General features: G+C 70.3%; 17 protein-coding genes. 10 read left to right on the forward strand and 7 right to left on the reverse strand.

The window, feature by feature from the left end; translation table 11 throughout:
• Positions 1 to 28: 28 nt before the first annotated feature.
• Entirely contained in the window at positions 29 to 1,375 is a 1,347-nt protein-coding gene (locus tag IEY33_RS05390) for a family 1 glycosylhydrolase (RefSeq protein WP_229670795.1), read from the reverse strand.
• Between the two features lie 216 nt (positions 1,376 to 1,591).
• Here IEY33_RS05390 and IEY33_RS05395 point away from each other — a divergent pair, with 216 nt between their 5' ends.
• Genes IEY33_RS05395 through IEY33_RS05405 form a run of 3 tightly spaced genes read left to right on the forward strand, consistent with a single transcriptional unit; the run spans position 1,592 to position 5,150 of the window.
• Positions 1,592 to 3,859: an acyl-CoA dehydrogenase family protein gene (locus tag IEY33_RS05395; protein ID WP_188961232.1), complete on the forward strand. Its 2,268-nt coding sequence runs from the start codon at positions 1,592 to 1,594 to the stop codon at positions 3,857 to 3,859.
• On the forward strand, positions 3,844 to 4,563 hold the full coding sequence (locus tag IEY33_RS05400) for a PIG-L deacetylase family protein (protein ID WP_229670796.1): 720 nt from the start codon (positions 3,844 to 3,846) through the stop codon (positions 4,561 to 4,563). The genes IEY33_RS05395 and IEY33_RS05400 overlap by 16 nt, the downstream gene beginning before the upstream one ends.
• Positions 4,560 to 5,150: a class I SAM-dependent DNA methyltransferase gene (locus IEY33_RS05405; RefSeq protein ID WP_188961233.1), complete on the forward strand. Its 591-nt coding sequence runs from the start codon at positions 4,560 to 4,562 to the stop codon at positions 5,148 to 5,150. Before IEY33_RS05400 ends, IEY33_RS05405 begins: the two co-directional genes overlap by 4 nt.
• Here IEY33_RS05405 and IEY33_RS05410 read toward each other — a convergent pair.
• Entirely contained in the window at positions 5,124 to 6,194 is a 1,071-nt protein-coding gene (locus IEY33_RS05410; protein WP_229670797.1) for a glycosyltransferase family 2 protein, read from the reverse strand. The genes IEY33_RS05405 and IEY33_RS05410 overlap by 27 nt on opposite strands.
• 291 nt (positions 6,195 to 6,485) lie before the next feature.
• On the opposite strand from IEY33_RS05410, the gene IEY33_RS05415 reads away from it, so the two are divergent.
• Complete coding sequence (locus IEY33_RS05415) at positions 6,486 to 7,661, forward strand: glycosyltransferase family 1 protein (RefSeq protein ID WP_229670798.1); 1,176 nt, start codon at positions 6,486 to 6,488, stop codon at positions 7,659 to 7,661.
• Complete coding sequence (glf, locus tag IEY33_RS05420; protein WP_188961235.1) at positions 7,654 to 8,796, forward strand: UDP-galactopyranose mutase; 1,143 nt, start codon at positions 7,654 to 7,656, stop codon at positions 8,794 to 8,796. The genes IEY33_RS05415 and glf overlap by 8 nt, the downstream gene beginning before the upstream one ends.
• 123 nt (positions 8,797 to 8,919) lie before the next feature.
• On the opposite strand, the gene IEY33_RS05425 is transcribed toward glf, so the two are convergent.
• Together IEY33_RS05425 and IEY33_RS05430 are read right to left on the reverse strand one after the other, a co-directional pair.
• Entirely contained in the window at positions 8,920 to 11,076 is a 2,157-nt protein-coding gene (locus tag IEY33_RS05425; RefSeq protein ID WP_188961236.1) for an MDR family MFS transporter, read from the reverse strand.
• The gene (locus IEY33_RS05430) at positions 11,073 to 11,582 is read right to left on the reverse strand and encodes a MarR family winged helix-turn-helix transcriptional regulator (RefSeq protein ID WP_188961237.1); all 510 of its coding nucleotides are present in this window, start codon (positions 11,580 to 11,582) and stop codon (positions 11,073 to 11,075) included. Before IEY33_RS05430 ends, IEY33_RS05425 begins: the two co-directional genes overlap by 4 nt.
• Before the next feature lie 78 nt (positions 11,583 to 11,660).
• Between IEY33_RS05430 and IEY33_RS05435 the strand changes: the two genes are divergently transcribed.
• From IEY33_RS05435 to IEY33_RS05445, 3 genes are all read left to right on the forward strand, one after another.
• On the forward strand, positions 11,661 to 12,128 hold the full coding sequence (locus IEY33_RS05435) for a DUF1801 domain-containing protein (protein WP_188961238.1): 468 nt from the start codon (positions 11,661 to 11,663) through the stop codon (positions 12,126 to 12,128).
• A 90-nt stretch (positions 12,129 to 12,218) separates the two neighbouring features.
• Positions 12,219 to 13,208: a type II toxin-antitoxin system prevent-host-death family antitoxin gene (locus tag IEY33_RS05440; RefSeq protein WP_188961239.1), complete on the forward strand. Its 990-nt coding sequence runs from the start codon at positions 12,219 to 12,221 to the stop codon at positions 13,206 to 13,208.
• Entirely contained in the window at positions 13,205 to 14,086 is an 882-nt protein-coding gene (locus IEY33_RS05445; RefSeq protein WP_188961240.1) for a ParB/RepB/Spo0J family partition protein, read from the forward strand. Before IEY33_RS05440 ends, IEY33_RS05445 begins: the two co-directional genes overlap by 4 nt.
• Before the next feature lie 374 nt (positions 14,087 to 14,460).
• Here IEY33_RS05445 and IEY33_RS05450 read toward each other — a convergent pair whose 3' ends face one another.
• The 3 genes from IEY33_RS05450 to IEY33_RS05460 are packed head-to-tail and all read right to left on the reverse strand — an operon-like array spanning position 14,461 to position 18,363.
• Positions 14,461 to 16,701 (reverse strand): xanthine dehydrogenase family protein molybdopterin-binding subunit, encoded by a 2,241-nt coding sequence (locus IEY33_RS05450; protein WP_188961241.1) that lies wholly within the window; start codon positions 16,699 to 16,701, stop codon positions 14,461 to 14,463.
• Positions 16,698 to 17,687 carry an FAD binding domain-containing protein gene (locus tag IEY33_RS05455; protein ID WP_188961242.1) on the reverse strand — a complete coding sequence of 330 codons (990 nt, stop codon included), beginning with the start codon at positions 17,685 to 17,687 and terminating at the stop codon, positions 16,698 to 16,700. The genes IEY33_RS05450 and IEY33_RS05455 overlap by 4 nt, the downstream gene beginning before the upstream one ends.
• Positions 17,674 to 18,363 (reverse strand): (2Fe-2S)-binding protein, encoded by a 690-nt coding sequence (locus IEY33_RS05460; RefSeq protein WP_188961243.1) that lies wholly within the window; start codon positions 18,361 to 18,363, stop codon positions 17,674 to 17,676. Before IEY33_RS05460 ends, IEY33_RS05455 begins: the two co-directional genes overlap by 14 nt.
• Positions 18,364 to 19,232: 869 nt before the next feature.
• Here IEY33_RS05460 and IEY33_RS05465 point away from each other — a divergent pair.
• Entirely contained in the window at positions 19,233 to 19,640 is a 408-nt protein-coding gene (locus IEY33_RS05465) for a (R)-mandelonitrile lyase (protein WP_188961244.1), read from the forward strand.
• 472 nt (positions 19,641 to 20,112) lie between these two features.
• Complete coding sequence (locus tag IEY33_RS05470) at positions 20,113 to 20,664, forward strand: DUF4384 domain-containing protein (protein WP_188961245.1); 552 nt, start codon at positions 20,113 to 20,115, stop codon at positions 20,662 to 20,664.
• Positions 20,665 to 20,669 lie beyond the last annotated feature (5 nt).

The following is a 20,669-nucleotide window of genomic DNA, read 5'->3' on the forward strand; positions in this document are numbered from 1 at the left end:
CTCCTCTGCGGGAATCGGGCGGGCGCCGTCACACCTGCACGCGCAGGGTGGCCGGCTGAGCGGTCAGTTCGAACATCTCGCCGTGCGGCACGACCGTGATCTGCCCGTAGTTCTGCAGCAGGTCGCGGTACGCGGCCTCCACGGGACGCGGCTGACGCTGCAGGTCGTACAGGCCGACCGGGTTCACGCGGCTGTTGAGCTCCGCGAGGCCGGTGTCCCAGTCGATCTGGTCGGTGAGCGAGTACCACGTGAAGCCCACGACGGGCACGCCTTCCCGGCGCAGCTGCAGGACGTTCATCCACTGCTTCCACAGCCACGCCGGGTTGCGGTCGGCGTCGAAGGTGTTCGTCTCGGTGTGCATCACGGGCCGCCGGTAGCGGCGGTGCAGGCGGCTCGCCAGCGTGTGCCAGCCGAGGACGTCCTCGGCCTGCAGTTCGCTGCGGTCGGGGAGCACGATGCGCTCGTTGCGGCCGTAGTAGTCGCTCCCGATGATCTGATGGCCGGGCGGTTCGCCCGCCATGAACCACTGGTACTCGTTTTCGCTCAGGCCGTGCGTGCGCGCGTGCCGGTAGGTGTCCACGTCCGGCACGTGCGCGTACAGCAGGTCCAGCGACAGGCAGCTCATCTTGTTGTGCAGCGCGAGGTCGGCGCGCGGTTCGGCGCACGCGTCGTGCAGGTACTCGGCACTCTCCGACTGGATGATGACCGCGTCCGGGCGTTCCCGGACGATGGCATGGCACGCGAGGATGCTGGCGGCCGCCGCGTGCTTGAGGGCCGTGACGAAGCCGCGTTCGGACTTCAGCCGCTCGTTCCACAGGCCGTCGCGGCCGGAACTGCGTGCCGTGACGTAGATCTCGTTGACGGGCGTGAAGTGCCGCACCCACCCGTAGCGCCGCGCGGCCTCCCCCGCGAACGCCGCGAAGTGCACCGGCAGCTCCGGGTTCTGGAAGTCGCCCAGCCAGTCGGGCAGCCCGAAGTGCAGCAGGTCGAGGATCGGGGTGATGCCGCGCCGACGCAGGCCCGCCATGAGTTCGTCGGCCTTCTCCCAGTCGTACGTGCCGGGACCGGTGCTGATCTCGTGGTACGGCAGGCCGTACCGGAGGTACTTCAGGCCCAGGCCCTGCACGAGGTCGAAGTCCTGCTCCCAGTGGCTGTAATGCCCGCACTCGCGAAGCTGGTCGCGGCGACCGTGGCGCGTCATGGGGTACGAGCATTCGATGCCGGTCGCGAACATGAAGTTGCCGGGCGTGCCGGTCGGCAGGCCGTCGCCGCGCGTGCCGCTCGCACCGCCGAACTCGTCACCCGCGTAGGTTCGGCTGCCGTTCACGCCGATGTTCACGGCCTCCATCGCCGCGAGGAAACTCCGGGGAGCCACGCTCAGGACCTCCGGGGGACGGGCGCGGTCACGGGTTCACCGCGCGCGGGCGGGCAGGGCAGCCGGAAAGGGGGAGGGTCACCATGACGGTCACGGTAGGTTCGGCGGGCGCGGCGGGACGCAACACATCTTACGAAGCGGAGCGACGCTAACGAAGCCTAAAGGCCCCGTTCAGGCTGCGTTCCCGGCACCCTGCGCGTGTCATGCTGCGGCGTGATGCCCGTTCCCCTGTTCCGTTCGTTCTTCCAGGGTGGCTTCGAATGCTCGGCCCACCGGCGCCCCTCCGGCCGCCGGGTGGACGTGATCGACGCCACCCGTCACGACCACTTCGCGCGTGAGGACTACGCGCGCCTCGCCGCGACCGGCCTGCGGACCGCGCGCGACGGGCTGCGCTGGCCGCTGATCGAACGGGTGCCGGGCGAGTACGAGTTCACGTCGGTGGCCGCGCAGCTCGCGGGCAGCCGCGAGGCGGGCGTGCAGGTCATCTGGGACCTGCTGCACTACGGCACGCCAGATCACGTGGACGTGTTCGCGGCGGACTTCCCGGCGCGGTTCGCGGCCTTCGCGGCGGCGGCCGCCGCGTACCTGGCGGCCGGCACGGACGGCGAGCTGTGGCTGTGCCCCATCAACGAGGTGTCGTTCTTCGCGTGGGGTGGCGGCGAGGTCGGGTACCTGAATCCCTTCGTGCACGGGCAGGGCCCGCGCCTGAAACGGGCGCTGGTCCGGGCCGTGATCGCCGGGATGGACGCGGTACGCGCCGCGCACCCCGGCGCGCGGTTCCTGCACGCCGAGCCGCTCATCCGGGTGAGCGCCCACCCGGACCGCCCGTGGGAGGACCTTCACGCGGCGGGCGTGCAGGAGTCGCAGTTTGAGACGCTCGACCTGCTGAGCGGCCGACTGAACCCCGAACTGGGCGGCGGTCCGGCGTACCTCGACGTGATCGGCCTGAACTACTACCCGGACAACCAGTGGCGGCACCATCCCGACCACGGGCAGCGCAGCGTGCTGCCGCCCACCCATCCCGAGTACCGGCCGCTGCGGACCCTGCTGGCCGAGGTGCACGCCCGCTACGGACGGCCGCTGCTGATCTCCGAGACGGGCGCCGAGGACGACGCGCGCGCCCCATGGTTCGCGCGGGTGGCGCGCGAGGCGCTGGCCGCGCGGGCAGCGGGCGTGCCGGTGCAGGGCGTGTGCCTGTACCCGGTCGTGAATCACCCCGGCTGGGACGACGACCGCCACTGCCACAACGGCCTGTGGGACTACCCGGACGCGCAGGGGGGCCGCAGCGTCCACCCGCCGCTGCTGGAAGCGCTGCGGGCCGCGCAGGCCGAGGAGCGCGGCGAGGGCGTGCCAGCCCCTGCCCACTCCGGTCAGGGGCTCGCGGAAGCGCTCCGCCGCTTCGCGCGGGCCGAGCCCACCCTCCAGGCCGAGGCGGCCGTGCGCGACCTGGACGCCCGCGTGCCTGCCGCCTCCCTGGCCGCCCTGCACGCCGAGGGCCTCCTGAGCGCCACGCTGAGCACCGAGGACGGGGGACTGGGCGTCGCGGGCGTGGACCTGCTGCAGCTGCTGCGCCGCGTGGGCCGCGCCAGCCTGCCGGTCGCGCGGCTGTACGAGGGGCACGTCAACGCCCTGCTGCTCATCCGGCGGTACGGCACGCCCGCACAGTCCCGGCAGGCAGCACAGGACGCCCTCGCGGGCCACCTGTTCGGCGTGTGGAACACCGAGGACCAGGACGCCCTGCACCTGCACGGCGGCGAGGACAGCTGGACGCTGCGCGGCGGGAAGACCTTCACGTCCGGCGGGGCCGCCGTCACGCGCGCGCTCGTCACCGCCGAACGCCCGGACGGCGAGGGGCGACAGATGCTGCTGCTGGAGCACCTGGACGACGCGCGTTTCGACGCGTCGTTCTGGCAGCCGCTCGGGATGCGCGCCACGGCCAGCGCCCGCCTGAACCTGAACGGCCTGCCGGTGTCCGGGGCGGCGCTGATCGGCTCGCCCGGCGATTACTATGCCCAGCCGGAGTTCGGCGGGGGCGCCCTGCGTTTCCTGGGGGCGCAGCTGGGCGGCGCGGACGCCCTGATGGACGCGAGCCGGGACGCGCTGCGGCACCTGGGCCGGACGGGCGACCCGGTACAGGCCCTGAGGTTCGCGGACGCGGCCGGACGCGCGGAGGGAGCCTGGCAGATCGTGCTGGAAGGTGCGCGCCGCCTGGAGCGCGGCGAGACGGGCGAGGCGTTCCTCGCGTACGTCGCCCTGGCGAGGGCGCAGACGGAGGACGCCTGCCTGCAGGTCGCGGAGGCCACCGAACGGGCCGTCGGGGCGCGCGGCCTGCTCGAACCGCACCCGGCCGCGCGGCTGCTGCGCGACCTGCGCATGTACCTGCGCCAGCCCGCCCCGGACGCCGCGCGACTCGCGGCCGGGCACTGGCTGCTCGGGACGCCCGGCCCCGGCCCGGAGGACGTCAGCCCGTGGCGGCCCGCGTGAACGGCACGCCCCCCCGGCAGGCCGGACTGCTGGACCCCGCGGCGCTGACCGGTCCGGTCTGGGTGGTCGCGCCGCACCCGGACGACGAGGCGCTCGGCTGCGGCGCCCTGATCGCGGCCCTCACGGACGCCGGGCAGGAGGTGTGGGCGCTGCTCCTCAGCGACGGTGGGTTCTCGCACCCGGCCTCCGCCGCGTACCCGCGCGAACGGCTCGTCCGCACCCGCCTCGCCGAGTGGCGCGCGGGCCTGGCCGTGCTGGGCGTCCCGGCCGAGCGCACCGCCGCGCTCGGCTTCCCGGACGGCGCCCTCGCCGGGCACGCGCAGGAGATCCAGGAAGCCGCCCGCGCGGCCTTCAGGGCGGCGCCGCCCGCCACGGTCCTGCTGCCGTGGGGCCGGGACCCGCACCCCGACCACCGGGCCGCGTGGGCCACCCTGCACGCCGCGCTGCCCGGCCCCTGCCGCGTCCTCCTGTACACCGTGTGGCTGCAGGAGCGCGGTCAGGAGGGCGACTGGCCCGCGCCCGGCGAGGCGCGCACCCTGACGTTCCCGCCGTCAGGCTGGGCGGACCGCAAGGCCGCCGCCATCGCCGCCCACGCCACGCAGCTCGGGACCATCACCGACGACCCCGGCGGCTTCACCCTCGCCCCGGACATGATCGCCCGCGCCGTGCGGGAACCCGAGACCTACTTCGAGGTGAACCCATGACCCTGCCCGACCGCTACTTCGACGACGTGTACGCCGCGAACGACGACCCCTGGAACTTCCAGGGCAGCCCCTACGAGGCCGCGAAGTACGCCCGGACCCTGGCCGCCCTGCCGCAGGAACGCTACGGACGCGCGCTGGAGGTCGGGTGTTCCATCGGCGTCCTGACCGGCCTGCTGGCCCGGCGCGTGGACGCCCTGACCGCCGTGGACGTGAGCGAGGCGGCCCTGCAGCGCGCCCGGGCACGCAACCACGGCGCGCAGAACGTCACCTTCGAGCGCCGCAGGCTGCCGCAGGACGTGCCCGCAGGCCCCTTCGACCTCGTGATGCTGTCGGAAGTCCTGTACTACCTCTCGCCGACCGACCTGGAGGCCGCGCTGGACGTGATCGTCGCCCGGACAGCACCGGGCGGGACGGTGCTGCTGGTGCACTGGACGCCGCACGTGCACGACTACCCGCAGACCGGGGACGCCGTGCACGAGGCCGCGCTCGCCCGCGCGGGCCGCGGCGAGCTGACGCACCTGCACGGCGAGCGGCACGGCGACGACCGCGAAGGCTACCGGCTAGACGTGTTCGAGCGCCCCGCGTAGCTCCGCGAGCGCCCGCTCGACCGGCACGGGCCGGAACGTCACGCCCCACCAGCCGGCCGCGAGCCGCGCCGCGTGCGCCCGTTCCAGCGCCTCCCCCAGGGTCGGTGAACGCAGCGCGGCCCTCAGTGCAGGAATGGACGTCAGCCACAGCGCCGCCAGTGAGCGCGCGGCGCACGCGGCGTGGCCGGGACCGGCGGCGTACGCGCGCCGCAGCGCCGCCTGCGCGCGGGCCAGCGCGGCGACCTCCTGCCCGCCCGGCACCGTCCACACCCGCCCGGACGCCCACTCGCCGAGCTGCGTGGACAGTCCCACCCCCACCCGCCCGCAGCGGCGAGCCGACGTGTACACCCGCGCGTGAGGCGTGTGCCGCAGCGTCAGGTCCGCCCGCTGCAGCGCCCGCACCAGCGCCACGTCCTCCAGCGCCGTCACGTCCGGCACGCCCCCCACCTGCCGGTACGCGCGGACCGTGAGCGCCAGGCTCGCCCCGAAATGCTGCGCGTGACGCGGCCAGGGATCGTGCGCGACCGGGTCGAAGTGCGCCTCGACCCGGCTGGCCGCCAGCCGGTACGCCAGGTCGTACAGGTGCGTGCGGCGCGCGGCCTCTGTCAGCGCGGCCCGCTCGTGCGCGCGCAGCAGGATGCGCCCTGCGGCGGCGTCCGCGCCGTCCCGCAGCGGGACGAGCATCTGCGCGAGCCAGTCCGGCGCGGCGCAGGTGTCCGCGTCGGTGCTGACGATCACGCCGTCCGGCCCGGCCCACCCGGCCGCGAGATCCAGCGCCCGGCGCCGCGCGCCGACCACGCCCGCCTCCGCGCCGGTCAGCGCGCAGTCCACGACACGCACCTTCAGGCGGTCCCGGAACGCGCGGGCCACGTCCGCCGTGCCGTCGGTGCAGTTGTTCGCGAGGACGAGCACCCCGAACGCCGGGGCGCCCACCTGAGCGGCCAGCGCGGCAAGGGTGCCGGGCAGCCACGCGGCCTCGTCACGCGCCGGGATCGCCACGACGACCGGCACGGGTTCGCAGGGGGCAGCAGGAGGACGGGTCACGGTGTCCCAGACTACAGCTCCGGCAGGGCACGCGCCGGACATGAAGCAACGAAAAACGGCACAGATTACGGCTGCGCCGAAGTCCGTGCATTACTGACGCATACGGATTCCGTCCGTCCCCGACCTCCCCGGCAGCAGCACACACGTCCCTCCCCGCCGGGAGACACCCTGCACTCCACGCGCTCACGGATTCCGCGACCCGTCCGGAATCCAGCGAACTCCGTTCCGGGAACAGCACAGCACGTTCCCCCGCACGCCCATCACCGACCCACGTTCACTTCAGGAGACCCCGTGACCCTGCCCAGCCCCCATCGCCAGCCTGCCCTCGTGGTGCTCGCGCACCTGCGCTGGAACTTCGTGTTCCAGCGCCCCCAGCACCTCATGATCCGGGCGGCCCGCGACCGGGCCGTGTACTACGTCGAGGAGCCCGTCTTCGGGCCCGGACCCGACCGCCTGCAGATCGAAGCGGGAACGGACGGCGTCCTCGTCTGCACCCCGCACATCGAGGTCGGGCACTCCCCCACCGAGTCCCAGGCCCGCACGGCCCGCGTGCTGCGTGACGCGCTGGACGCCGCCCACGTCCGTGAGTACGACCTGTGGGTGTACACCCCGATGGAGTACCCGGTGGCGGCCCTGCTGCGGCCCCGCCTGACGGTGTACGACTGCATGGACGAACTCGCGAACTTCCGCGGCGCGCCGCCCGAACTGCGCCTGCGGGAGGACGTGCTCTTCGACCGGGCCGACGTGGTCTTCACGGGCGGGCAACGCCTGTACGAAGCGAAACGCGAACGCCACAGCAACGTGCACGCCATGCCGTCCAGCGTCGACACCGCGCACTTCGCGGCCGCCCGCACCACCCGCACCGACGCGCCCGCGCAGGCGCACCTGCCCCGCCCCCGCCTCGGCTTCTACGGCGTCATCGACGAGCGCCTCGACACGGCGCTGCTCGGCGAACTCGCGCGCCGGCGCCCCGAATGGCAGCTCGTGATCGTCGGCCCGGTCGTGAAGATCGACCCCTCCCGCCTGCCGCAGGCCCCGAACCTGCACTTCCTCGGACAGCAGGCGTACGCGGACCTCCCCGCCTTCCTGTCGCACTGGGACGTGGCACTGATGCCGTTCGCACTCAACGCCGCGACCGAGTTCATCAGCCCCACCAAGACGCCCGAATACCTCGCGGCCGGCGTCCCGGTCGTCTCCACCGGCATCCGTGACGTGATCGCCCCGTACGGCGAACAGGACCTCGTCCGTATCGCCGACGGCATCGACGCCTTCGAAGCGGCCTGCGCGGCCACCCTCGCCGAGACCGGCACGCCGGAAGCGGCAGACCGGCAGGCGCGCGCCGACGCCTTCCTCAGCACGCTGTCCTGGGACCGTACCTGGGCCGCCATGCAGCACGAACTCGACGCCGCCCGGTCCACACAGGCCGGGCCGGGCGAGCAGTCCACCCCGGAGGTCCCCCATGTCTGAGCACGACTCCCCCGCACGCCACCCCGCCGACACCGAACCCTTCGACTACCTGATCGTCGGTGCGGGCTTCGCGGGCAGCGTTCTCGCCGAACGCCTCACCGCCGACGGCAAACGCGTCCTGGTGGTCGAGAAACGCGCCCACATCGGCGGGAACGCCTACGACACCTACGACGACGCGGGCGTCCTGATCCACCCGTACGGCCCGCACATCTTCCACACCAACTCGGCCGACATCTTCGAGTACCTCTCGCGCTTCACCGAATGGCGGCCCTACGAGCACCGCGTGCTCGCCAGCGTCGACGGCCAGCTCGTCCCGATGCCCATCAACCTCGACACCGTCAACGCCCTGTACGGCCTGAACCTCACGTCCTTCGAGGTCGAGGACTTCTTCGCCTCCCGCGCCGAGGAAGTCGAGCAGATCCGCACGAGTGAGGACGTGGTCGTCTCCAAGGTCGGACGCGACCTGTACCGCAAGTTCTTCCAGGGCTACACCCGCAAACAGTGGGGCCTCGACCCGAGCGAACTGGACGCCAGCGTCACCGCGCGCGTCCCCACCCGCACCACCCGCGACGACCGGTACTTCACCGACACCTTCCAGGCGATGCCGCGCCACGGGTACACGCGCCTCTTCCAGAACCTGCTGCGCGACGTACCCGTCATGCTGAGCACCGACTACCGCGACGTGATCGGCCTCATCCCGCACCGGCACCTGATCTTCACCGGACCGATCGACGTGTTCTTCGACCAGTGCTACGGCGCCCTGCCGTACCGCAGCCTGACCTTCAAGCACGAGACGCACGCCACCGAGGTCTTCCAGCCGACCGGCACCGTGAACTACCCGAACGACCACGGATACACTCGCGTCAGCGAATTCAAGTACATCACCGGCCAGCAGCACCCGCAGACGAGCGTGGTGTACGAGTACCCGCAGGCGCACGGCGACCCGTACTACCCCGTGCCGCGCCCCGAGAACGCCGAGCTGTACCGCAGGTACGAGGCCCTCGCGAAGACGCGCCCGGACGTCACCTTCGTGGGCCGCCTCGCGACGTACCGGTACTACAACATGGACCAGGTGGTCGCTCAGGCCCTCGCCACATACCGCCGCCTCGCCGGACTTGCCCAGGGCGCCGACTGACCCCGGCAACACAGCAGGGAACGCCGGACCGCATGCTGCAGTCCGGCGTTCCTTTTTTCAGCACCTGGAGGGTGCCTGTGGGCAGGGACGCGGTTGTGCCCGTCTACCGCCCACAGACGTGGGTCATTCCAGGGCGGGGGCGGCGCCGGCGCGTCTGCGGAGCGGCAGCTGCGGCAGGAAGATGGTGGCGAGGAAGCCGAGGATCACGGCGATCAGGCCGTAGCGGAACACCTGTGTGATCGCGTCGGTGAGGGCGGCCTTGAAGCCCGCGCCGAACACGTCGATGGCGTGCAGCACGGCGGGCCGGTTCGTTTCGATGGCGCTGGTGGCGCTGCGGACGGCCTGCGTGCGGGCCTGCGTGCTCGCCTGGCGTTCTGCGGCGGCGAGGGCCGTGCGGACGCGGGTGAGGACGGCGTCCTGTCCCTGCGTGGTCGTGATGGCCTGCGGGGGGATGCTGGCGAGCTGCGTGCGGAGCGGGGCGGGCAGGGCGGAGGTTGCGGCGAGGGCCGTCATGGCGGCGGGCTGGCCGCTTCTGACGGCAGTCGTCACCTGTGCGAGCACCTGCTGGAATCCGGCGTTCACCTGCCGGTCGATGCCTCCGGCGGCGAGGACGGTGCGCAGCTGCTGCGGGGTCCGGGGGTCCTTCAGGAGGGCCTGGACGCTGGCGGGATCGTTGTCCTGCAGGGCGCGGGTGATCGTGGCTTCCTGCGCGTCGAGGGTGCGGTTCACGCTGTTCTTGAGGGTGCTGACGCTGAAGTTGCTGGTGCTGCTGCCTTCGCTGGCGCTGCTGCTGCTGCCGAGCGCGGTGAACTGGGCGCGCATCTGGGCGGGCAGGGAGGCGCTGGCGTCGCTGCGGGCGACGTTCACCTGGGTGCTGAGGGTGTTGGCGAAGATGGTGCCGAGGACCGCGACGCCGACCACCTGGCCGAGGTTGCGGAAGAAGGTGACGGCGGACGTGACCTGTCCGGTGAGGCGCGGGTCGGCGGCGTTCTGGATGGCGAGCGTGTACAGCGGGATGGACGGGCCGAGGCCCAGGCCGATCAGGATCATCTTCCAGGTGACGGACGCCTGTGAGGCGTCGACCTTCAGGGTGAGGCCCATGATCAGGAAGGCCGCCATGAGCAGCACCAGGCTGGCGAGCATGATGCCCTTGTACCGGCCGATGCGGGTGACGAGCTGGCCGCTGAGGACGTTCCCGGCGACGAGGCCCAGCACGAGCGGCGTGAGGGTCAGGCCGGAGTTCGTGGCGTTGAGGCCCACGACGTTCACCATGAAGAGCGGCAGGAAGATGATCGGGCCGAGGAACGCCATGCCGAGCAGGAAGGTCGCGGCGGAGCCGACGGAGAAGACGCGGTTCTGGAAGAGGGCGAGGCTCATGAGCGGGTCGTGCGCGCGCCGCTCGGTGAGCAGGAAGGCGCAGGCGCCGAGCACGGCGAGCGCGAACATGCCGAGGATCTGCCAGGAGCCCCAGAGGAAGCCGGTCTCGCCGGGCGTCAGGAAGGACTTGCCGAGGCTGAGGGCCAGCAGGAGCGGCACGACGGCCACGATCAGCCAGAACGCGCCGAGCAGGTCGAGGCGCGGGCGCGCTTCCGCCTGGCCGTACAGGTGCTTCAGGGCGGGCATGCGCGTGATGATGAAGGCGAGCGCGACGGCGCCGACCGGGAGGTTGACGTAGAAGACCCAGTGCCACGTGAGGTGGTCGGTGAAGTACCCGCCGATGAGCGGCCCGAGGACGCTGGAGATGCCGAACACCGCGCCGAAGAGGCCGGTGTACCGCCCGCGTTCGCTGGGCGGGTACAGGTCGGAGATGACGGCGAAGGCCGTCGTGAAGAGGGCGGCGCTGCCGAAGCCCTGCACGGCCCGGAACGCGATGAGCTGGCCGGTGCCGCCGCCGAGGAGGTTGCCCATGAACGGCTCGCCGGAGAAGCCGCACAGCAGCGACCCGAGCAGGAACACGACCACGCCGAAGATCAGGATGACCTTGCGGCCGAACAGGTCCGAGAGCTTCCCGTAGATGGGGACCATGACGGTGGACGCGACGAGGTAGCTGGTGGTGATCCAGGTGTAGAGGCTCGGGTCGATCTGCAGGTCCTTCTGGATCTGCGGTCCGGCGGTGGAGACGATGGTCTGGTCGAGCGCGGCGAGCAGCAGGCCGAGCAGCGTGCCGATCATGGTGAAGAGCTTCTCCTGCCGCGTGAACTGCGGCCCGGCGTGCGGGGCGGCCTGCGCGGTGGTGCCGGGTGCGGTGGGCGTCGCCGGGGTGGGCGTCTGGGTGGTCATGGGGTCTCCTCGGGCGTGGCGGGTGGGGTGGGCGGCTGGCGCACGGTGACGGCAAGGTGCTGCAGGGTGCGGGCGAAGAGGTGCACCTGCGCGCTGTCGAGGGAGGTGAGGCCCTGCTGGAGCAGCTGGTGCATGGTGCTGCGCGCGGCGGTGAGGACGGCCTCGCCGCGCGGGGTGAGGTTCAGCTGGACGCGGCGTGAGTCCTGCTCGTCGAGGCGGCGTTCGATCAGCTGGGCTCGGGCGAGGTCGTCGACGAGGCGGGAGACGGCGCTGGGGGTGAGGGCGGTCCGGGCGGCGATGAGGCTGGGGTAGTTCGCGCCGGCCTCGATGGCGCTCAGGCCGACGAAGTCCTTGAATTCCAGGTCGTGTTCGCGGGCGAGCATGGGCGCGACGTGGAGTTTCATGGCCTGGGTGAGGTCCCACCAGGCGGTCATCAGTTCGGAGATGACGGGGTTGCTGGGCGGTGAGGTGTCGGGGTGGAGTGGATCCTGCGGAGGTTCTTTCACAGCGCAATAGTACCGCCCCGCAATTATTTCATTCAGCAACAGCTCACACAGTGACCGGCCCACCGGTACAGTGACCGCATGACCCGCAACGACCTGCCCGGCCAGGACAGCCAGATCCTCCACCCAGAGGAGAATCAGCCTGTCACCGCCTCCGAACGCATCGACGCCCGGATCGCGGACCTGGGCGACTGGCGCGGCGAGACGCTCGCTGCCGTCCGCGCCCTGATCCGCCGCGCCCTGCCGGACGTGCAGGAGGAGTGGAAGTGGGGCGTGCCCGTCTGGTCGCAGAGCGGCGTGCTGTGCACCGGCGAGACGTACCGCAGCGCCGTCAAGCTCACCTTCGCGCACGGCGCCTCACTGCCCGACCCCACCGGGCTCTTCAACGCCAGCCTCGAAGGCCGCGTGCGCCGCGCGATCGACCTGCCGCAGGGCGCCCTGCAGGACGGACAGCTGCCGGACGCCGACGCCTTCATGGCCCTGATGCAGCATGCCGCCGCGCACAACCTCAGTCGGCGTCCCGTCCGCGCCGCCCGCCCGAACCGCTGAACCCGGCCTCACCCCCGGGCCGACCCGGGCACGACAATTTATGTACATAAATTCTTGCATTTCGGTACAGGTGTCTCGTACAGTGGAGGCATGACCGCCGGCAAGAACCACATTCAGGTGGGCGCACTGCGCGCCCAGCTGGCGGACACCCTGCAGAAGGTCGAACGCGGGCAGCGCATCGTCGTGGAACGCCACGGCGCGCCCATCGCGGCGCTCGTCCCCATCGGGGACTACCACGCGCTCGGACACCGGGAGGAACACATGGCACAGCGGATCATCTTCACCAACATCAGCGGAGGGGAAGGCAAGAGCTTCTTCACCTTCCACACCGCCTTCGCCCTGGCGGACATGGGCTACCGGGTCGCGGTGATCGACGGTGACCCGCAGGCCTCCCTCACCAAACGCCTCGGCCTGCACGACGACCCCAACAGTGCCGCCCTTCGCGCCGACCACACCATCCTGCGCGCCTTCGAGCAGGACGACGGCGACATCCAGCTGCCCGACCCGGTCCGGACCGGGAACCTCGACGTGTGGCCCGCCAACCGGCACCTGCTCGAAGCGGACAGCAAGATCAGCGCCGACCTGTCGCGCATCGGGAACCTGCACGACGCCCTCCTGACGCTCGAAGACCGCTACGATTTCATCCTGCTCGACTCCAAACCCGGCGTCTCCCCCCTCCTGACCGCCGTCACCGCCGCCGCCGAGCACGTGATCGTGCCGGTGTCGGCCGACAAGGGCATGGAGAACCTCGACGAGCTCGCGCGCCTGCTGCGCACCGCCAAAAAATTCAACTCGCGCGTCGGCATCCGCCTCTTCGTGCCGAACCGCGTGCGCAGCACCAACCTCAGCCGCCGCGTCATGGAGCGCCTGACCAGCTACTCGCAGATCGCGCCGCTCTCCCCCGCCGTGCGCGAAAGCACCGTCGGCGGCGAGGCCGAAGACGCCCGCCTCGGCGTGACGCGCTTCGCACCGAAAAGCCCGCTCGCCGGGGACCTGCGCCAGATGGTGGACGCCCTGCTGCAGGCGATCGGCAGTGGCGCGCCCGTCCCGTCCAGCGCGCCCGCCGGGGGGCAGGGATGACCGGCCGCGCCCACACCAACCCCGCCATGCTGATGGGGATGCTCGACGAACAGCCGACCGAGGTCGAACGCAGCAGCATCCGGATCCTGCCGGACTTCAACCCGCGCCTTCCGCTGCCGGGTGAAGCGGACCCCTTCAGTGACGACGCGCTCGCGGACCTGACGGCCAGCATCGCCGAGCAGGGCATCCTGCAGCCGATCCTCGTGCGGCCCGCCGCGCGCGGCACGTACGAACTCATCGCCGGGGAACGCCGCTACCGCGCCGCCGGACTCGCGGGCCTGCAGACGGTCCCGGTCCTCGTCCGGGAACTCACGGACGAGCAGGCGCGCCTCGCGGCCCTCACCGAGAACGGTCAGCGCCGCGCCCTCCCCTACGCGCAGGAGGCGCTGCTCGGCATGCGCGACATCGCCCGCCTGACCGGCAGCGACATGAACGCCGTGCCCGCCCTGCTCAACCGCCTCAAGAACGGCGCGGACGACGAGCACGGCGTCGCCCGTTACCTGCAGGTCACCTTCGGCGAGACCGTGAGCACCTGGGCACAACGCCGGGCGCTCGTGCTGAAGCTCACGCCGGACGAGCACCGCGCCCTGAACGCCCGCGAGGTCACGCTGAGCACCGTGCAGCCCCTCACCCGCCTCGGCACCCGTCCCGAACGCGCCAAACTGCTGCAGCAGGCGATCCGCGGCGAACTGACCGCCGACGCTGTCGCCGCCCGCGTCCAGGACCTCCTGAAGCCCCTGCCGGCACGCCAGCAGACCGTGCCGGTCGACCGCCTGCGCCGGGCCCTCCCGGACCTCGGACGCCTCAAGGGACAGGACGCGAAGCGGGCCGACGCGCTCATTCAGGAACTGCTGAGCCTGCTCCCACAGGACAGCTGAACGCCATTCACCACCGGCACCGACCGGCCGCCGCGCTTCCTGCACGGCGGCCGGTGACTGTTTCATACGGTTTTGATCCGATTCCAGGGATGCCGGAAACAGCACCGACATCCCTTCCATCTCCTCCAAACCGTACTTTTTGGTGCTCGCTTCGCTCGGCTGAACTCTACAAGTTCAGCTCAAAACCGTCTCATCTGCTGGCCCGGATCTGTCCAGGGTTGGAAGACTTCGGCGAACCTGACACGGCCGGCCGCTATCCAAACCCTGGATAACGCGGCCCATCCCTGTCTGGCCGGACATCCGGCCGCCGCCCATGCCGCAGGCACCACTGGCCCGACTGGACGGCCGGTCCCGGTTCTCCGTGCAATCTGGGATCAGGCCTGTGCCTGCAGCAGCTTGTCGAGGGTGATGGGAAGCTCACGGATTCGCGTTCCGGTCGCGTGATACACCGCGTTCGAGATGGCGGCGGCCACGCCCACGATCGGCAGTTCACCCAGGCCCTTGGCCCCGAGTGGCCCGATGTGCGGGTCGACCTCCTCCAGGTAGAAAGGCTCCAGCACCGGGATGTCCGCATGCACCGCAATCAGATACTCGGACAGGTTCGCGTTCATGTGCCGTCCCAGCCTGAGGTCGCGGTCGGTGTGCTCCAGCAGCGCCATGCCCACCCCGCCGATCATGCCGCCGACCGCCTGACTGTGCGCGGTGCGCGGGTTCACCACGCGGCCCACGCCGTAGGCGGAGACCATCCGCCGGACGCGGATCTCGAAGACGTCCGGATCGACGCTCAGCTCGACGAAGTGAGCGCCGAAAGAGTGGATGGAGTGGGTGGGCGGTCCGGCGGCCGGCGAGCTTGTCACCCGGGCGTCGAGGGTCCGCTGGGCGCGCCTCAGCAGCGCCGCGAAGGTGTCGGAGCGGGCAGTGTCGCTCGTCACGAACACCCGGCCGGACCGGACGGTCAGCGCGGCCAGCGGCGTCCCGTACAGCGGTGAGTTCCGGTCGGCCACGGCCAGCTCGGCGAGCTGACGGCTCACCTGTCTCCCGGCCTCACGAACGGCGGGACTCAGGCTGGCGAACAACGCCGAGCCGCCCTGAGCGAACGAGTACGGCAGCTGCGAGTCGGCCAGCTCGACCTTGACCTGCCCGACGTCCACGCCCACCGCGTCGGCCGCCACCTGCGCCATGCTGGTGTACGTGCCGGGGCCGATGTCGGTGCCGGCGCTCTGCACGGTCACGGTCCCGTCGATGTTCATGACGACGCGGGCGCTCGCCGGGTTCCGGTTGCCGGGGTAGGTCGCCCCGGCCATGCCCATGCCGATCAGCAGGCCTCCGTCCGTCATGGACCGGGCCGCCGGGGTGCGCCTGGACCAGCCGAAGCGCTCGGCGCCCAGGCGCAGGGCCTGCGTGTACGACCGGACCGACCACGGCAGCCCGCTCTCGGGATCCACCGGCGGCTCGTTCTTCAGGCGCAGCTCGACCGGGTCGATGTCGAGCGCCACGGCGAGTTCATCCAGCGCGCTTTCCAGGGCGAACATGCCGGTCACCTCGCCAGGTCCGCGCATGTAGGTGGGCGTCGAGATGTTCATCGGCACCATCCGGTAGGTGGTGGACAGGTTAGGCACGTCGTACATCAGGCGGGTGGCGCCGAGGGTGTTCTCGGTGAACTCCTCGTAGGTGGAGGTCTGCGCCCAGGCCTCGTGCATCAGGGCGTTGATCCTGCCGCTGCGGTCAGCGCCGAGCCGCACGCGCATCCGGGTTTCCGGGCGGAAGCCGACCGTGCCGTACATCGCTTCCCGGCTCAGCGACAGCTTGACGGGCCTGCCGACCACCTTCGCGGCCATCGCGACCAGGTCGATGTGCGGCCAGGCGCGCAGGGCCGAGCCGAACCCGCCGCCCATGAACGGGGAGAGCACCCGCACGTTGGCGTACGGGACGCCGAACGCCAGCGCCGCGTGCCGCTGCACGTTCTGCACCCACTGACTCTTGTCGTAGAGCGTGAGTTTGTTGCCGTTCCAGACGGCGATGGTGGCGTGCGGTTCGAGCGGATTGTGGTGCTCGGCGGGCATGATGAACCGCTGGTCGATCCTGACGGCGGCGGCCTCGAAGGCGGCCTCCGGACGCCCACGCCGGTACGGAGCGGACGTTTTCCCCTCGGTCGGCTGGTGCGCCCCGGGCAGCGCACTGTCGAAGGTCGAGACGCCGCCCGTTCCCAGATAGGTCACCTGGACCTTCGCGGCCGCCGCTTCCGCCTGTTCCAGCGTGGTCGCCACCACCAGGGCCACGTACTGGCGGTCGAAACGGATCACGTCGCTGCGGAGCGGCCGGAACGGTTCGCCCACGCTGGGATCGGTGGCCGGCTTGTCTTTGCGCTGAAGGTACGGCAGTTTCGGCGCGTTGAGGTGCGTCAGGACCTTCAGGACGCCCGGCATCGCTTCAGCCTCGGCCGTATCGATGGTCCCGATCCGCCCGCTGGACACCGTGCTGAGAACCGGAACGGCATGCACCACTCCGCGAATCGGATACTCGGCCGCGAACCGCGCGCGCCCCGTGACCTTGGCGCGCCCCTCGATCCGGGCGATGGGACGACCGACGGCCGGGCCGGAAGAAGGCCCGGTCACGCCGTCACCCCGGCAAGCTGCCGCAGCGCCTTGACGAGGGTCCGCTGCGCCAGCGGGATCTTGAAGGCATTCTGACTCTGGGGTCTCGCGCCGGTCAGCGCGGCCCTCGCAGCGGCCGCGAAGGTCGCCTCGGAGACCGGCTGCCCGACGAGCGCAGCCTCGGCTTCGGGAGAACGCCAGGGCCTGGTCCCGATGCCGCCCAGGGCGACGCGCGCCGAGACGACCCGCCCCGCCTGAACGTTCATGCCGACAGCGGCCGAGGTGAGTGCGAACTCGTAGGACGCCCGGTCACGGACCTTCAGGTACAGCGAGCTCACGGCGTGAGGCGCGGCCGGCAGATCGACGGCCAGGATCAGCTCGCCGTGCTGCAGGACGGTCTCGACGTCCGGTGTGGTTCCGGGCGTCAGGTGGAACTCCACGAGGTTCACCGTACGGTCCCCTTTCGGTCCACGAATCCGGACCACCGCGTCGAGCGCCGACATCGCCACCGCCATGTCACCGGCATAGGTGGCGATGCAGGCGTCACTGGTTCCGAGCACGGCCTGCATGCGGTTCTCACCGCCGATGGCCGAGCAGCCTGATCCCGGCTCGCGTTTGTTGCAGGGCAGCGCCACATCGCGGAAGTACGGGCAGCGGGTGCGCTGCAGCAGGTTACCGCCGACGCTGGCCTTGTTCCGCAGCTGCGGCGAAGCACTCAGGAGCAGCGCCTGCGACAGGGCCGGAAAGCCGCTCAGCACCAGCGGATGCTGCGCCACCTCGCTCATGCGGGCCAGCGCACCGATCCGGATGCCGCCGCCCGGGAGCGCCGAGACACCCTTCAGCGGAAGGGCATTGATGTCGATCACCTGTGCCGGCGCCTCGACGTTGATGCGCATCAGGTCGACCAGGTTGGTGCCGCCCGCGATGAACTTCGCTTCCGGCTGCGCCGTCGCCATCATCACCGCGTCACCGGCCGTCTTCGTCCGGCTGAACTCAAACGCCCGCATGGTTCTCCTTCACGTCTTTGACGGCGGCCAGGATGCCGTTGTAGCAGCCGCAGCGGCAGAGGTTGCCGCTCATCCATTCCCTGATCTCCGCCTCCGATCCGGCGTGGCCTTCACGGATGCACGCCACGCCCGACATGATCTGCCCGGACGTGCAGTAACCGCACTGGAACCCGTCGTGCGCGATGAAGGCCGCCTGCATCGGGTGCAGCGCGTCTCCCTGCGACAGGCCCTCCACCGTGGTGACGGCCTGACCGTCATGCATCACCGCCAGCGTCAGACAGCTGTTGATGCGCACTCCATCGACGTGCACGGTGCAGGCCCCGCAGGCGCCCTGATTGCAGGTCTTCTTCGTGCCGGTCAGACCGAGATGCTCACGCAGGGTGTCGAGCAGACTGGTGCGCGGGTCGAGCTGCAGGGAGCGGGCCACGCCGTTCACCCTGAGGGTGACCGCGACGAGGGCGGGCGCCGTCTCGTCGCTCGCCTGAGCGGCAGCCGGGCGGGTGAGGAGCGTGGCCGCGCCCAGCGCCGCGCTCCCGGCCACGAAGGTGCGGCGCGAAGGGTCGACAGGACCAGAAGGGGCCGGTGTTCCGGTCACGGACGCCGGTTCCGGACGCACCGGCTGCTCCCACGTCGGGAGTCCGGCCTGTGAATACTGATCGGGTTCTTTTGGATTCATACAGCTCCTCCTTGAAGGTCAGAAACGCGCAGAGAGACACTCGCCCCCCGTGGGACAGGCCATGACGGCCAGCATGACGGCGAGCGGGTAGACCGTGCCGGAGACCTGGACCTGAGCTCCGGCATGGCGGAAGACCCCCTGATCGCCAGCGACGACCGGCACGGTCCGGACGAGGACGCGTCACGCTGAGCCGCACAGACCCGGCCAGGCCGTGTCACGACCATCCACGCCTGCTCGGGGATGCCAGGGTCGGTCCGGTGTGAGGCCGCGCTGACGCTTTCAGGTGCGACTGCGCGCCCGGCAGCTGTTCCAATCCGGCGCCGGGCGCCGGTCACGGCGGAAAGGCGTCCCGCGGCATCCTGGGTCTGACTCGTGGTCATCGGCTTCCCCTTCCCCTCAAGTGAACCGCACAGAGTCGAACGAATTTCGGCCAGTTGATTTGAAAGTACACAAAACACCGTGAGCGCTGATGAGCCGAAGGGGTGGCCTCCACTTATGGTTCGGCCGGACGGCCGTGAGACCGCAGGCCGCAGCGGAGCAGTTGGAGGGCTGGCGTGCCGCTCGTTCAGCGCGCGGTTCCCCTCTGCCAGCGGGTCCAGGTGCAGGGCCGAACACCGGCCACACACTGAGTTCTCGCCCCGAAACCCGTGCAGCCGGGAACGACAGGGACGGCTCCACACCACCCACGCGTCTGCCAGGAACGGTCGGATCAGGGCAAACCTTCAGATCTTCAGGTGAACCGCCGGAAGACAGATCACCTGCCCTGGAGGTAAGGTGAGCGCCTCGGCCAGGACGGAAACAGCACCCGGAAAGGACGGCAGGTGACCACCTGAACACCGTTTCGGCAGAACCACACGAAGGAGAACCTCATGGACATCAAACGCGCAGGCAGCCAATCCTCACAGCGGGGACCCGCCGACTGGTTCACTGGAACCGTCCGTATCGACCCGCTCTTTTCTGGCCCTGAGCCTGCCCGCGCGGCCGGAAACACCGTCACCTTCGAGCCGGGCGCGCGCACCGCCTGGCACACCCACCCGCTGGGTCAGACCCTGATCGTGCTGTCCGGTGCGGGCCGGGTGCAGCGCGAAGATGGTCCTGTTGAGGAGATCAGACCCGGTGACGTCGTGTGGTTCGCGCCCGGGGAGAAGCACTGGCACGGCGCCGCGCCGACCACGGCCATGACGCACATCGCCATTCAGGAATCCCTGGACGGCAGGGCGGTGGAGTGGCTGGAGCACGTGACCGACGAGCAGTACGGGACGACCGGGGGTTCATGACCTTCGGGCACATCGCAACGCCGATCACCTGGACCGGAGCGCCGTCCTGTTCGGTACGCCAGCATCTACGAATACACAGGACTCCATCAACGGTGTTACGTCTCTCGCATTTTATTTTTGAGTTATGAAGTGCATCTTCGCAACGAGCGTCCCGATATGAGGCGTGCCTCAGCATCAGCAGGAAGGCACGCAGCGCAGGCCAGAAGTCGAGATTCAGCGACTCTGATGACCGCGGCTGCTGCCATATCCTGCAGTCGTACGACTGTTATGGTGCAGTCTGCAAACATGCCGTCCACCACGGCCTTGCCTTCAAATCGTTCATACGAAATCAGCACCTGGAGATTGTCCAGGTGCTGTTCAATCTCCTCCTGACGGTGATAGGAGGGCCACTGCTAACGGCTGCACCAGTCAAGTCGCCCATACATCGAAGAACTTGTCAGGAGCCTTCGGGTGACATCGCTACAATTCAGGCATGAAATCATGGCTCGCCAGTGCACCGTTGACGTTCGTCCTGATGGCCTGTGGCTCGGATCGACCAGCTGTTCAACCATCGACGCCGCCGACCGTGACGCTGGCCCTCCCGGCAAGCACGCTCAGAGCAGGCGACAACTTCGCCCTGACCACCAGCGTGGACAGGACAAGCGCGTATCTCTACCTGTACTCGGTGGATCCGGCGGGTCAGATCCAGCAGCTGCTGCCCAATCGCACGGGTTCCGCGACCAAACCGCTGCCAGAGCAGCCTTTCCTGGTCGAGGCCGGACAGACCATTGCCTTTCCTTCGAAAGACGCTCGGTTCTCTGTCTTCGTTGAGGGCCCTCCGGGCACGTCCACGCTGGTGGCATTCGCCAGTGTCCAGCCGCTCAATCTGGACGCTCTGCGGACGTATCCTTCGACCAGCGATACCTTCGCTCAGATGAACATCGCCGGGTTCAATGCATTGAGTGAGGGTCTCAAGATGGCGGCCGACGCACTGCCTGGAAATCTTTATGCCCAGACAACCGCCGCGTTCACTGTTGTGAAGTAGGATTT

The sequence above is a fragment of the Deinococcus aquiradiocola genome (genome assembly GCF_014646915.1).
In the GTDB taxonomy this organism is placed as follows: Bacteria; Deinococcota; Deinococci; order Deinococcales; family Deinococcaceae; genus Deinococcus; species Deinococcus aquiradiocola.